Raw genomic sequence first — 13,157 nt, 5'->3', positions numbered from 1 at the left:
CCATGGCAACCGAAACGCTCAGCATCGATCTTCCCGGCGACGTCGCGCAGATGGTCCGCCGCGCCGTCGACGGCGGTGAATTCGACTCCAGCAGCGATGTCATCACCGACGCCCTGCGGCTTTGGCAGGGACGTCAGCTCCGGACGGAAAGCCTTCGTGCAGGTTTGAATGCCGCCGCGTCCGCAGCAACGCGGTACAGCGACGAGGAAGTCAGCGCGCATCTCGACCGGCTGCTCGACCTTGCCGAGACATCGCCGGCGCGCTGATGCGCAGCCTGGTCTACACCCCGGCAGCACAATTCGATCTGGAAGACATCTTTCGTTTCATCGCGGCCGACAATCCACGTCGGGCGCGCCTTTATGTCGGTGAGATCCAAGCAGCCTGTCGACGGCTTTGCGATATGCCTGACATGGGCATGGCCCGGCCCGATCTTCGGCCCAAGCTGCGTGTGCTGCCGCTTTGGCGGCGTATCGTCGTCGCCTATGAGCCGTCAGGCAGCACGATCGACGTACTGCGGATCTTCTCGGCCGGCCAGGATTATGAGGCACTCATTGCGTTCGACTGAGTTCCTCAGCCGAACTTGCGCCCGGCATCCACCGCCAGCCCGAGACCCACGCTGCCGAAGGCGTCGCTCTCGACGATGCGTGCGCCCGCGAACAGGCCGGTGACGGCGCGGCGGACGATCGGGATCTGCGTCGAGCCGCCGGTGAGGAGCACAGTCTCGATCTGGTCTGCGGTGACGCCGGCCTGGGAAAGGCACTCGGCGACGCTGCCGGCGATCCCGGCGACGAGGCCTTCGACCGCCGCGTCGAATTCCGCGCGGCTGACGGCTTGCTCGAGCTTCAGGCCGGGCTCCGACAGGGTGATGACGGCATTCTCGGCATCGGTGAGGTCGATCTTCGCCGCCTCGACCCTGCCGGCGAGGCGGTGGCCGGAACGGTACTCCAGGAGCGTCATGAAGGCGTCGAGCCGTTCCGGATGGGCGGCCTCGCGCTTCAGCTCGAACAGGTCGCGGGTGATCTTCGGGGTGTAGAGCTGGTTGATCCGGTGCCAGGTGGCGAGGTCGTTCCAGTACCAGACCGGCAGGCGCCGCTTGCCGTCGGCGGTCGAGGTGCCCAGCCCCAGGGCCGGCATGATGGTGGCAAGGCTCAGCACCTTATCGACGTCGGTGCCGCCGATGTGGACGCCCGAATTGGCGAGGATGTCGTCCTTGCGGTCGGTGCGGCGCGCGCCCTCGGGCGACAGGCGGATGACCGAGAAATCCGAGGTGCCGCCGCCGATGTCGACCACCAGCGCCAGCTGCTCGGCATTCACCTCGCGCTCGTAGTTGAGTGCGGCCGCCACCGGCTCGAACTGGAAGGCGATTTCCGAAAAGCCCTGCGCCCGGGCCGCCTTCTCCAGCTGGTCCTGCGCGGTGCGGTCGGCGACCTCGTCGCCATCGATGAAATGGATCGGGCGCCCGAGCACGACGCGCTCGATCGGCGCGCCGGCATCCGTCTCCGCCTTCTTCTTCAGCGAGGCGAGAAACAGGCCGATGATCTCGCCGAAGCCGAGCCGCTGGCGGCCGACCCGCGTCGTCTCCTCCATCAGCGACGTGCCGAGCACGCTCTTCAGCGCGCGCATGAAGCGGCCTTCCGCGCCGTCGACATATTCGAACACCGCCTTGCGACCGAAATAGGTGCTGTGGTCCTCGAGGCTGAAGAACATCGCGCTCGGGATGGTGGCCTGGCCGTCTTCCAGCGCCACCAGCTGCGGGGCGCCGGCGGCGATGAGGCCGAGAGTCGAGTTCGTCGTGCCGAAATCGAGGCCACAGGCAAGTCTGGTCATGGGATTGGCTTTTGTCACGGGCCCGGCACGGGCGGAAAAGGCGAGGGCGGGCAATAGCGGGGGCGGCCTGGCTTGGCAACCGCCTTGCGCGGGGTCTCCCATCCGCGCGGGCGTTTCGCCGGACCTAAAATTTTGGCAACCTAGCGGTTTGCTGCATCGCGTGACGTTCGGCTGGCTTATGATCCAGGCAATGGTCGGCCGAAGGGTTTTCGCGTGAAAAAGTCGGGTCTCGTCTTCCTGGGCCTTCTCGCCGCGCTGGCCGTCGGCGACCACCTGTCGGGCGGCTGGGTTCAGCACCGAGTGCTGTCGACCGTCGGGCCGCTTCTCGGCCTTTCCGGCACCGACGGTACCGCCACGGCCGACGCCGGAGCGGCGGGTGGCAAGAGCGCCAGCGGCCACGGCGGCGGGCGTCCCGGCAGGGACAGCGGACCACGGCCCGTCACTACCGTCGCCGCGAGCGCGGAGGACATCGCCGTGCGGCGCCGGACCATCGGCTCGGTGATGCCGCAGTCCGCGCTCTCGGTCACCAGCTATGCCCAGGGCATGCTGGTCGAGCGGGTGGCCCGCGAGGGCAGCGACATCCACGCCGGAGACGTCATCGCCCGGCTCGACGACCGCGCGGCTGCTGCCGCCGTCGCCCGCGACACGGCGACGATCGCGCGCGACGGCGCAACGCTGAAGGGCGCCGAGAATGACCTCGCCCGGCAGCAGAAGCTCGCGACGTCTAACGTCGCCACCGGCCAGGCGCTGCAGGATGCCGAGACAGCGGTGGCGACCGCCACGGCCACCATCGCGCTCGACCAAGCGACGCTCGCCGCCGACCGCGTGGCGCTCGACTACATGACGATCCGCGCGCCGATCAGCGGCCGGCTCGGCGCCTATCTCGTCGCGGTCGGCAATGTCATCCAGCCGGGCGACGCCGTGGTGCAGCTGACCCAGATGGCGCCGGTCGACGTCGGCTTCAGCATGGCGGAGAGCGACATCGCGGGCCTGCGCGACGCCGATGCCCGCGGCGACGTCGGCATCAGCGTCACGCCGACGACCACGACGTCCGTCAGCGACGGCGCCGATCCTGGCAGCGTCCCGACGCGGACCGGGACTTTGAGCTTCATCGACAGCCGCATCGACTCGCTCTCGGGCACCTTCGCCGCCAAGGCGGTGCTGGCCAACGAGGACCGCGCGCTGTGGCCGGGGCAGTCGGTTTCGATCGACGTGGTGCTGGCGGAGCGGCGGCTGGTCGCGGTGCCCTCGCTCGCGGTGCAGCCGGCGCAGGAGCGGAGCATCGTCTACGTCGTGGCGGACGGAAAGATCGCGGTGCGGCCGGTCACCATCGGCCTCGTCGACGGCGACGTCACCGGCATCTCCGCCGGCCTTGCGGACGGCGAGAAGGTGGTCACCGAGGGCCAGATGAACCTCACCGACGGCATGGCGGTGACCGAGGTCGCGCCATCCGCTACGCCAACGCCGCCGGGCGGCGGCTCGGTGCCGGCCGCTTCCGTCGGGACGCAGGGCAAGGCGTCGACCGTGGCGGCGGTGCGATGAGCTTTTCGGAGATATTCATCCGCCGGCCGGTGGCGACGCTGCTCCTGGCCATCGGCCTGTCGGGCGCCGGGCTCGGGGCCTACTTCCAGCTGCCGGTGGCGGCCTTGCCGACGGTCGACTTTCCGACCGTCAACGTCTCGGCCCAGCTCTCCGGCGCCTCGCCCGAGACCATGGCGACGGCGGTCGCGACGCCACTGATCAAGCAGTTCCAGACCATTGCCGGCATCGACAACATCTCGGCGCGCTCGACGCTCGGCTCCACCTCGATCACCATCCAGTTCTCGCTGTCGCGCGACATCGACAGCGCCGCCGCCGACGTGCAGGCGGCGATCGACAGTGCCCGCCGGCGGTTGCCGGACAACATGACGAACGATCCGAGCTACCGGAAGGCGAACCCGGCCGACGCGCCGATCATGCTCCTGTCGCTGCGCTCGAAGACCATGCCGCTGACGCAGCTGGATTCGCTCGCCGAGAACATCCTCTCGCCGGCGATCTCGACGATCGCTGGCGTCGCGCAGGCACAGATCTACGGCGAGCAGAAATATGCGGTCCGCGTGCAGGTCGATCCCGACCGGCTCGCCGCGCGCGGCCTCGGGATCAACCAGATCGAGACCGCGCTCGCCGCGGCCAACGACCAGTCGCCGGTCGGCACCTTCGAGAACAAGAGCCAGGCCGTCACGCTCGACGTGCCGACGCAGCTCTCGAACGCCAGGGAATTCACCTCGCTGATCGTCGCCACCCCGAACGGCAATCCGGTGCGGCTCGGCGCGGTGGCGCGGGTGATCGACAGCGTCGAGAACGACAACCTCGCCAGTTGGCACGACGGCGAGCGGGCGATCACGCTCGCCGTCCAGCGCCAGCCCGGCGCCAATACGGTGCAGGTGGTCGACGCCATCAAGGCGGCATTGCCGAGCATCACCGCGCAACTGCCGGCATCGGTCTCGGTCGACCTGATGAATGACAACTCGCTGCAGATCCGGGCGGCCGTCGACGACGTCGAGTTCACGCTGCTCCTCACCATCGCGCTGGTGGTGCTGGTGATCTACCTCTTCCTCGGCAAGCTGGTCTCGACCCTCATCCCGGCCGTCGCCGTGCCGCTGTCGATCCTCGCGACCTTCGGCATCATGTATCCGCTCGGCTATTCCATCGACAACATGTCGCTGCTCGCCTTAACGCTGTCGGTCGGCCTCGTCGTCGACGACGCCATCGTCATGCTGGAGAACATCATCCACCACATGGAGAAGGGCATGGCGCCCTTCGAGGCGGCCCTCGTCGGCAGCCGCGAGGTGACCGCGACCATCGTCTCGATGTCGCTCTCGCTGATCGCCGTGTTCCTGCCGATCCTGATGATGGGCGGGGTCGTCGGCCGGCTGTTCACCGAGTTCGGCATGGTCGTCTCGCTGGCGATCATGGCCTCGGCGCTGGTCTCCCTGACCGTCACGCCGATGCTCGCCGCCCGCCTGCCGGAGAGCGCCCGCCAGCCGCCGGCCCGCTGGAGCCCGGCCGGCCTCTTCGAGCGCGGCTTTTCCGCGGTGACGCGGGGTTATGGCCGCGGCGTCGACTGGTGCCTGGCGCATGGCTTTGCGGTGTTTCTGGTCTTCCTCGCCAGCGTCGCCGGGTCGGTCTGGCTGGTCACCGTGCTGCCCTCGGGCTTCCTGCCGCGCGAGGACACCGGCCAGCTGCAAGTCTCCCTGCAAGGGCGCCAGGACATCTCGTTCGACGCCATGGCGGTGCTGGTGAAGCGGGCCGCAGACCTCGTAAAGGCCGAGCCGGACGTCGACCACGTCACCGCTACCATCGGCGGCGGATCGAGCGCTGCGACCAATGCCGGCACGATGTTCGTCCAGCTGAAGCCGCGGGAGACGCGCGGCAAGATCGACGGCACGATCGCCGACATCCGCAAGCAGCTCGGCACGGTGGTCGGCCTGCAGAGCTTCGTCACGGCGTCGCAGAGCCTGCGCCTCGGCGGCCGCTCGTCGCAAAGCCAGTACCAGCTGGTGGTGCAGTCGCTGGATACGGTGGGGCTGGCCGAGTGGGCGGGAAAAATCCAGGCGGCGATGGCGGCGGACCGCTCGACCTTCGTCGGCGTCGCCACCGACGTTCAGGATAATGCCCTCCAGGCCGAGGTGAAGGTCGACCGCGACCGTGCCGAGCAGCTCGGCATCTCTGCCGAGACGCTGCGCTCGGTGCTTGGCGCCGGCTTCGGCACCCAATCGGCGGCGACCATCCAGGCGACCGGCGACAGCTACGAGGTGATCCTCGAATACGACCCGGACCTCGCCTGGAACGACACGCTCCTGTCCAATATCCACGTCCTCGCCAGCAATGGCCGGCTGGTGCCGATCTCGTCCTTCGCCGCGATCGTGCGGCAGACCGGGCCGGTGACGATCAACCAGACCGGACAGCTGACCTCGATCACGCTCTCCTTCGACCTGCCGCCGGGGGTGGCGCTCGGACAGGCGACGGCGGAGATCGCCGCGATCAAGGCCAAGCTCGGCGTGCCCGCCTCGGTGTTCACCAGCTATGCCGGCACCGCTCAGGTCTTCGCCCAGTCGACCGCGAACACGCCCTGGCTGATCCTTGCCGCGGTGCTGACGATCTACGTCGTCCTCGGCGTGCTCTACGAGAGCTTCCTGCACCCGCTGACCATCCTGTCGGGCCTGCCGGCGGCGGCGCTCGGCGCGCTCCTGGCGCTGCACTTTGCCGGGATGGAGCTGTCGATCATCGCCCTTATCGGCATCCTCATGCTGATCGGCATCGTCAAGAAGAACGCCATCATGATGATCGACGTGGCGCTGCAGCTGATGCGCGAGGAGGGGATGCCCGCGGTCCCCGCCATCCGCGAGGCCTGCGTCCGCCGCTTCCGTCCGATCATGATGACCACCTTCTGCGCCCTCCTCGGCACGGTGCCGATCGCCCTTGGTCACGGCGCCAGCTCGGAGCTGCGCCAGCCGCTCGGCGTGGCGGTGGTGGGCGGCCTGCTGGTCTCGCAGCTGCTGACGCTGTTCATCACCCCGGTGATCTTCGTCGGGATCCAGAAGCTGAGCGACCGGCTGGCGGGGCGGAAGGAGCGTTCCAGCGAAATGCGGGCGGCGGTGCCGGCGGAATAGAGTGCGTTGCGCAGTTTCGAGCCGTTCCCGGAGAGGCCTGCAAGCCACTTCGCTTCGGCATGCCGAGAAGGTATCGCGACGCCTCCCTCGCCGGTTTCGCGAAGCTTTTCCGGAACTCTCTCCGCCTTTCTGCACGATCCCCTACCCGTTGCCGAACTTCCGTCGGCTTTCGGCATTGAGTGCTGGACCACGCCGGCAGAGGGAATGCTGGCTTACGCCGGCTGAGGCTGGCTGCAGCAAGGGGCACCCATGACGAATTCGCGGTTTCTCGGTGGAAGTGGCGAGATGGCGACGCGCCTGCGCGCCTTCGACTGGGCTTCGACGCCGCTCGGCATTTCCGATGGCTGGCCGGATGCGCTCCGCACGCTCGTCGACCTCATGCTCTCCTCGCGCCAGCCGATGTTCCTGGCCTGGGGATGCGAGCGGACCCTTCTCTACAACGACGCCTATGTGGACCTCCTCCAGGACAAGCATCCGGCGGCGCTCAGCCAGCCGTTCGCCACTGTCTGGCGCGACATCTGGAGCGATCTGGAGCCGCTGTTCGACCAGGTCTATTCCGGCGAGCCCGTCCATATGGACGACATCACGCTCTTCATCGAGCGCAACGGCGCCAGCGAGGAGGCGCATTTCGCCTTCTCCTATACGCCGGTCTTCGACGAGGCCGGATTGGTCGTCGGCCTGTTCTGTCCCTGCAACGAGACGACCGGCCAGGTGCTGGCCGAGCGGGCGGCCGAGGAATCCCGGCAGGCGGCCGAAGAGGCGAACATCGCCAAGAGCCAGTTTCTCGCCAATATGAGCCACGAGCTGCGCACGCCGCTGTCGGCGATTATCGGCTATGCCGAGATGCTGATCGAGGAGGCCGAGGACGGGACCGAGCCCGGCGAACTCGCGCGCGACATCCGCAAGATCGAGAGCAATGCCCGCCATCTCCTCGGCCTGATCAACGACGTGCTGGATCTCTCCAAGGTCGAGAGCGGCAAGATGGATCTCTTCGTCGAGGAGTTCGACATCGCCGATATCGTCGGCGATGTCGTCTCGACCGCCAAGGGCCTGATCGACAAGAAGCACAACCGGCTGGAGATCGAGATGGCGCCCGGTATCGGCACCATGCGATCTGACGTCACCAAGCTCCGGCAGATCCTCCTGAACCTCCTCGGCAATGCCGCCAAGTTCACCCAGGAAGGAACCGTCACCATCGCCGTCTGGCGTTCCGAAGGGCAGGTGCATTTCCGGATCAGCGATACCGGCATCGGCATGACGCCCGAGCAGCTGGAGCGGCTGTTCCAGCGGTTCCAGCAAGCGGATGCCTCCACCACGCGCAAGTTCGGCGGAACCGGGCTCGGCCTGTCACTGACGAAGGCTTTCAGCGCAATGCTCGGCGGCGACGTGACCGTCGAAAGCGCGCTCAACGCCGGCAGCGCCTTCACCTTGACCTTGCCGGTCGAGGCGATCGATCCGGCCGCGGTCGAGACGGATCTCGCGGCCCTCCAGGCCCAGCTGCCGGTCGCCGGCGACAAGGGCGAGGCGGAGGTCGTCCTGGTGATCGACGATGACACCGCGCAGCGCGAACTGATGACGCGCTTCCTCGCCCGCGAGGGTTTTGCGACCCTCACCGCCGCCGATGGTCCGACCGGCCTGGCGCTCGCCAAGGAAATGCGCCCGCGGGCGATCCTCCTCGACGTGATGATGCCGGGCATGGACGGCTGGACGGTTCTGAGCCGCCTGAAGGCCGATCCCGACCTCTCGTCGATCCCGGTGGTGATGGTCACCTTCGTCAGCGAGCGTGGGCTCGCCTCCTCGCTCGGGGCGGCCGATTACGTCGCCAAGCCGGTGAACTGGGACAATTTCCGCGCGGTGATGGACCGTTTCCGCGGCGAGGTGGGCGATGTCCTCGTCGTCGACGACGATCCCGAGGCCCGGTCCCGGGTGCGGAGCGCCCTCGAGCGCGACGGCTGGAGTGTCGCCGAGGCCGGCAATGGCCAGGAGGCGCTCGAAGCCGTGCAGGTGGCGCCGCCGAGGGTCATCCTCCTCGACCTCACCATGCCCGTCATGGACGGCTTCGGCTTCCTCCATGCGCTGCGCAAGAGCGCCGGTGGCAAGGACATTCCCGTCATCATCCTGTCCGCACGCGACCTCACGGCCGACGAGCGATCACGGCTGGAATCCGCCGCCAAGGTGATGTCAAAGGGCGCAGCGAGTTTGAAGGAGGTCGCGGCGAACGTCAGGGCGCTGGCCGAGTGAGGCTGGCGGCGGCCAGTTGGCGTGGCCGTCGGTTCTCCGCGACAGGTCGTCAGCGAGCAGTCTTGAGATTTCCATCGAATTCTTGATGGAGCCGCGATTTTACTCGGCAGCGTCGGCGTTTTCCGGGGCTGGGAGGCGCGCCTTCTGCCAGTCTCCCGGGGCGAGCACGGTGCTGGCGGACAGGATTTCGATGCCGATGACGCGGCCCTTGGCGTCGACGTCATAGATGAAAGGACCCGCCTCGGCCGACTCGACAATCTTGCCGCTGCCAATTCGAAAATAGACGGCGTCAGCTTCGGGATCGTAGGTCACGTCGTTCATGGGCGCCTTGCTCCCCGATCGAAGGTAGCGGTGATGATGCGGATCACCGTATCCGTCTCGACACATACCACCCGAAGAATGCGGCCACCAAACGCTCGTACGGCACCGAAGCGGCGTTCTGCCTGGGGATCGCGTGGCTCAGCTTCGACCCAATCGGGCTTCCGTACGACGGCATCGACCCATTCCACGGCGATGCCTCTTTCAGCGATCTTCGCCTGGGCGTGGAGGGTGAGGCGGATTGGCTTCATCTGGCATCAGGCAACGCCGTCACTCGAACTCTGTCCCGTCAGCTATCCATCTTCAATGCCGCGATGAACGCTTCCTGCGGGATATCCACCTTGCCGAACTGGCGCATGCGCTTCTTGCCCTCTTTCTGCTTGTCGAGGAGCTTGCGCTTGCGGGTGGCGTCGCCGCCGTAGCACTTGGCGGTGACGTCCTTGCGGAGCGCCGAGATGGTCTCGCGGGCGATCACCTTGCCGCCGATCGCAGCCTGGATCGGGATCTTGAAGAGGTGGTTGGGGATCAGGTCCTTCAGCTTCTCGCACATCGCCCGGCCGCGGCGCTCGGCCTGGGCGCGGTGGACCAGCATCGACAGCGCGTCGACCGGCTCGGCATTGACCAGAACCGACAGCTTCACCAGGTCGCCCTCGCGGTATTCGATCAGCGAGTAGTCGAACGAGGCATAGCCCTTGGAGATCGATTTCAGCCGGTCGTAGAAGTCGAACACCACCTCGTTCAGCGGCAGCTCGTAGGTCACCATGGCGCGCTTGCCGACATAGGAGAGGTCGGTCTGCACGCCGCGCCGCTCCTGGCAGAGCGTCAGGATATTGCCGAGATAGTCGTCGGGGGTGAGGATGGTCGCCTTGATCCAGGGCTCCTGGATCTCGACGATCTTCATCACGTCCGGCATGTCGGCGGGATTGTGCAGCTGGATGGTCGAGCCGTCGGTCAGCTTGATGTCGTAGACCACCGAGGGGGCGGTCGCGATGAGGTCGAGGTCGAATTCGCGGGAGAGGCGCTCCTGGACGATCTCGAGGTGGAGGAGGCCGAGGAAGCCGCAGCGGAAGCCGAAACCCAAGGCCGCCGAGGATTCCATCTCGAACGAGAAGCTTGCATCGTTGAGGCGGAGCTTGCCCATCGCGGCGCGGAGATCGTCGAACTGCGCGGCGTCGACCGGGAACAGGCCGCAGAACACCACCGGCTGCGCCGGCTTGAAGCCCGGCAGCATGGTCGTCGTCGGGCGCTTGTCCTCGGTGATGGTATCGCCGACGCGGGTGTCGGCGACTTCCTTGATCGAGGCGGTGATGAAGCCGAGCTCGCCGGGGCCGAGCACGTCGAGGTTCACCATCTTCGGGGTGAAGACGCCGACCCGGTCGACCGGGTATTTCGCGTCCGTCCCCATCATGCGGATGATCTGGCCCTTCTTCAGCTCGCCGTCGATGATCCGCACCAGCACGACGACGCCGAGATAGGCGTCGTACCAGCTGTCGACCAGCATCGCCTTCAGTGGCGCCGAGCGGTCGCCTTGCTTCGGCGGCGGCAGGCGGTGGACGATCGCCTCCAGCACATCGCCGATGCCGATGCCGGATTTCGCCGAGATCATCACGGCGTCCGAGGCGTCGAGGCCGATCACCTCCTCGATCTGCTCCTTCACCCTGTCCGGCTCGGCGGCAGGGAGGTCGATCTTGTTCAGCACCGGCACGATCTCATGGCCGTTGTCGAGCGCGAGGTAGACGTTGGCGAGGGTCTGCGCCTCGACGCCCTGTGCCGCATCTACGACCAGCAGCGAGCCCTCGCAGGCGGCGAGCGAACGCGACACCTCGTAGGCGAAGTCGACATGGCCGGGCGTGTCGATGAGGTTGAGGATGTACGTCTCGCCGTTCTTGGCGACGTAATGCAGCCGCACCGTCTGCGCCTTAATGGTGATGCCGCGCTCACGCTCGATGTCCATCGAGTCGAGCACCTGCTCGGTCATCTCGCGCGCTTCCAGCCCGCCGGTCGTCTGGATCAGACGGTCGGCCAGCGTCGATTTGCCGTGGTCGATATGCGCCACGATGGAGAAATTGCGGATATGGTCGAGGGGCGTAGGGGTGCTCATGGCCCGCATATAAGCAATTTGAGCGATATTCGATACCGGTTTTTCAACGGGGGGCGATGCGCATCGCAGACGCCGGGCGCGGTGCTCCTCCGGCGCCCTCCGGCAAGGGCCTTCGAGCCGGCTCCGGGGTCTCCTGCTGCCGCCGGCGGGGTACGACCGGACGGCGGCGGCCGATCCACGGCAAGCCATTTCCTGGCGACACGGCGCGAGCAAGGCCGCGCCAGGGCAAGGCGCGTCGGGCCCGCACGGGGCCAGGGGCAGGGGATGCGGGCGGCTAAATTGCACTTGTCTATTGCCCGCCTCAATTCGATCGCGCAAAAAGCAGCCTCCGACCCTGGAATTAGGACTGCTGCATGCTGGACGTAAGAAAGCTCGAGATCGCGGATGTCGTGGAACTGACGCCGCGGCGTTTCGGCGACGATCGCGGCTTCTTCGCCGAGACGTTCAACCGTCAGCGTCTCTCGGGCGTCGGAATCGAGATCGACTGGATGCAGGACAACCAGTCCTATTCCAAGGACATCTTCACCTTGCGCGGCCTGCACTACCAGGAGCCGCCCTTCGCCCAGGACAAGCTGGTGCGCGTGCTGCGCGGCCGCATCCTCGACGTCGCCGTCGACATCCGGCGCGGCTCGCCATCCTACGGCAAATGGGTCGCGGTGGAGCTGTCGGCCGAGGCGTTCAACCAACTGCTGGTGCCGGTCGGCTTCGCCCACGGCTTTCTGACGCTCGAGCCGGACACGGAAGTCTTCTACAAGGTCTCCGCGCCCTATTCCGGGAGCCACGATCGCTCGATCCGCTACGACGATCCGGCGCTCGCCATCGACTGGCCGCTCGGCGGCAAGACGCCGGTGCTCTCCGCAAAGGACGAGGCCGCGCCGACGCTCGCCGAGGCCAACGCTCCCTTCATCTACGAGGAAAGCCGCAAGTGAAGATCATCGTCACCGGCGGCGCCGGCTTCATCGGTTCGGCGGTCTGCCGCCACCTCATCAACGAGACCCCGCACTCGGTGGTCAATCTCGACAAGCTGACCTATGCCGCGAGCCTCGTCTCGCTGGCCTCGATCGAGAACGACCCGCGCTACGTCTTCGCCAAGGGCGACATCCTCGACCGCGCCTTCGTCACCGATCTGTTGAAGCGCGAGATGCCCGACGCGGTCATGCACCTTGCGGCCGAAAGCCATGTCGACCGTTCGATCGACGGTCCCGGCGATTTCATCAACACCAACATCGTCGGCACCTACGAGCTGCTGGAAGCCGTGCGCGCCTACTGGTCTGGCCTCGAGGGTGAGAAGAAGGCGGGCTTCCGGTTCCACCACATCTCGACCGACGAAGTGTTCGGCGACCTGCCGCTCGACGGCGGCCTGTTCACCGAGGAGACGCCCTACGCGCCGTCCTCGCCCTATTCGGCCTCGAAGGCCGCGTCCGATCACCTGGCGATGGCCTGGTACCACACCTACCACCTGCCGGTGGTGCTCTCGAACTGCTCGAACAATTACGGCCCCTACCATTTCCCCGAGAAGCTCATCCCGCTGATGATCCTCAACGGTCTCGAGGGCAAACGTCTGCCGGTCTACGGCAAGGGCGAGAACGTCCGCGACTGGCTGTTCGTCGACGATCACGCCCGCGCGCTGGCGATGGTCGCGACCACCGGCGCCGCCGGCCGCTCCTATAACATCGGCGGCCGCAACGAGCGCTCCAACCTCGATGTCGTCCACGCCATCTGCGACACGCTCGACCGGCTGGCACCGCCGCTGGCGAACGGCCAGAGCCGCCGCAGCCTGATCGACTTCGTCAGCGACCGCCCGGGCCACGACCTGCGCTATGCCATCGACGCCACCCGCATCGAGGGCGAGCTGGGCTGGAAGGCAAAAGAGACCTTCGAGACCGGTCTGGAGAAGACCATTGCCTGGTATCTCGCCAACGAGAGCTGGTGGGGGCCGATCCGCGCGGGCAAGTATGCCGGCGAGCGCCTCGGCGCCACCGCCAGTGCCGCCGCGCCCGTGGTCGAGGCCTCCTGAC

At 67.0% G+C, this 13,157-nt stretch carries 11 protein-coding genes; 7 read left to right on the top strand and 4 right to left on the bottom strand.

Annotation, left to right across the window (positions count from 1 at the left end; genetic code table 11):
• Positions 1-2 precede the first annotated feature (2 nt).
• Positions 3-266, top strand: a complete 264-nt coding sequence (locus ACZL02_RS12595; RefSeq protein ID WP_472939942.1) for a ribbon-helix-helix domain-containing protein — start codon at positions 3-5, stop codon at positions 264-266.
• Positions 266-565 (top strand): type II toxin-antitoxin system RelE/ParE family toxin, encoded by a 300-nt coding sequence (locus ACZL02_RS12590; protein WP_472939941.1) that lies wholly within the window; start codon positions 266-268, stop codon positions 563-565. The genes ACZL02_RS12595 and ACZL02_RS12590 overlap by 1 nt, the downstream gene beginning before the upstream one ends.
• Before the next feature lie 5 nt (positions 566-570).
• On the opposite strand, the gene ACZL02_RS12585 is transcribed toward ACZL02_RS12590, so the two are convergent.
• Entirely contained in the window at positions 571-1,827 is a 1,257-nt protein-coding gene (locus ACZL02_RS12585) for an Hsp70 family protein (protein ID WP_472939940.1), read from the bottom strand.
• 213 nt (positions 1,828-2,040) lie between these two features.
• Here ACZL02_RS12585 and ACZL02_RS12580 point away from each other — a divergent pair, with 213 nt between their 5' ends.
• The 3 genes from ACZL02_RS12580 to ACZL02_RS12570 all read left to right on the top strand — a co-directional run bounded on the left by ACZL02_RS12580 (position 2,041) and on the right by ACZL02_RS12570 (position 8,720).
• A complete protein-coding gene (locus tag ACZL02_RS12580) occupies positions 2,041-3,369 on the top strand; it encodes an efflux RND transporter periplasmic adaptor subunit (RefSeq protein ID WP_472939939.1) in 1,329 nt (442 codons plus the stop codon).
• A complete protein-coding gene (locus tag ACZL02_RS12575) occupies positions 3,366-6,479 on the top strand; it encodes an efflux RND transporter permease subunit (protein ID WP_472939938.1) in 3,114 nt (1,037 codons plus the stop codon). Before ACZL02_RS12580 ends, ACZL02_RS12575 begins: the two co-directional genes overlap by 4 nt.
• A 249-nt stretch (positions 6,480-6,728) precedes the next feature.
• Entirely contained in the window at positions 6,729-8,720 is a 1,992-nt protein-coding gene (locus ACZL02_RS12570) for a hybrid sensor histidine kinase/response regulator (protein WP_472939937.1), read from the top strand.
• 99 nt (positions 8,721-8,819) lie between these two features.
• On the opposite strand, the gene ACZL02_RS12565 is transcribed toward ACZL02_RS12570, so the two are convergent.
• From ACZL02_RS12565 to lepA, 3 genes are read right to left on the bottom strand one after another with little or no spacing between them, the layout of a single operon-like run.
• The gene (locus ACZL02_RS12565; RefSeq protein WP_472939936.1) at positions 8,820-9,041 is read right to left on the bottom strand and encodes a DUF2283 domain-containing protein; all 222 of its coding nucleotides are present in this window, start codon (positions 9,039-9,041) and stop codon (positions 8,820-8,822) included.
• Positions 9,038-9,289, bottom strand: coding sequence for a DUF4258 domain-containing protein (locus ACZL02_RS12560; protein WP_472939935.1), 252 nt, complete (start codon positions 9,287-9,289; stop codon positions 9,038-9,040). The genes ACZL02_RS12565 and ACZL02_RS12560 overlap by 4 nt, the downstream gene beginning before the upstream one ends.
• A gap of 38 nt (positions 9,290-9,327) precedes the next feature.
• Entirely contained in the window at positions 9,328-11,148 is a 1,821-nt protein-coding gene (lepA, locus tag ACZL02_RS12555) for a translation elongation factor 4 (RefSeq protein ID WP_472939934.1), read from the bottom strand.
• Between the two features lie 344 nt (positions 11,149-11,492).
• Between lepA and rfbC the strand changes: the two genes are divergently transcribed.
• On the top strand, positions 11,493-12,068 hold the full coding sequence (rfbC, locus tag ACZL02_RS12550) for a dTDP-4-dehydrorhamnose 3,5-epimerase (RefSeq protein ID WP_472939933.1): 576 nt from the start codon (positions 11,493-11,495) through the stop codon (positions 12,066-12,068).
• Positions 12,065-13,156: a dTDP-glucose 4,6-dehydratase gene (rfbB, locus tag ACZL02_RS12545; RefSeq protein WP_472939932.1), complete on the top strand. Its 1,092-nt coding sequence runs from the start codon at positions 12,065-12,067 to the stop codon at positions 13,154-13,156. The genes rfbC and rfbB overlap by 4 nt, the downstream gene beginning before the upstream one ends.
• Position 13,157 lies beyond the last annotated feature (1 nt).

The organism is Mesocryomonas fontinalis (assembly GCF_055730125.2).
The sequence above is the reverse complement of the archived record's forward strand: the minus strand, read 5'-3'. Positions and strand labels throughout refer to the sequence as shown.

Coding starts and splice junctions, on each gene's coding strand:
- ACZL02_RS12595 (WP_472939942.1), top strand. CDS start 3: ATGGCAACCGAAACGCTCAGCATCGATCTTCCCGGCGACGTCGCGCAG.
- ACZL02_RS12590 (WP_472939941.1), top strand. CDS start 266: ATGCGCAGCCTGGTCTACACCCCGGCAGCACAATTCGATCTGGAAGAC.
- ACZL02_RS12585 (WP_472939940.1), bottom strand. CDS start 1,827: ATGACCAGACTTGCCTGTGGCCTCGATTTCGGCACGACGAACTCGACT.
- ACZL02_RS12575 (WP_472939938.1), top strand. CDS start 3,366: ATGAGCTTTTCGGAGATATTCATCCGCCGGCCGGTGGCGACGCTGCTC.
- ACZL02_RS12570 (WP_472939937.1), top strand. CDS start 6,729: ATGACGAATTCGCGGTTTCTCGGTGGAAGTGGCGAGATGGCGACGCGC.
- ACZL02_RS12565 (WP_472939936.1), bottom strand. CDS start 9,041: ATGAACGACGTGACCTACGATCCCGAAGCTGACGCCGTCTATTTTCGA.
- ACZL02_RS12560 (WP_472939935.1), bottom strand. CDS start 9,289: ATGAAGCCAATCCGCCTCACCCTCCACGCCCAGGCGAAGATCGCTGAA.
- lepA (WP_472939934.1), bottom strand. CDS start 11,148: ATGCGGGCCATGAGCACCCCTACGCCCCTCGACCATATCCGCAATTTC.
- rfbC (WP_472939933.1), top strand. CDS start 11,493: ATGCTGGACGTAAGAAAGCTCGAGATCGCGGATGTCGTGGAACTGACG.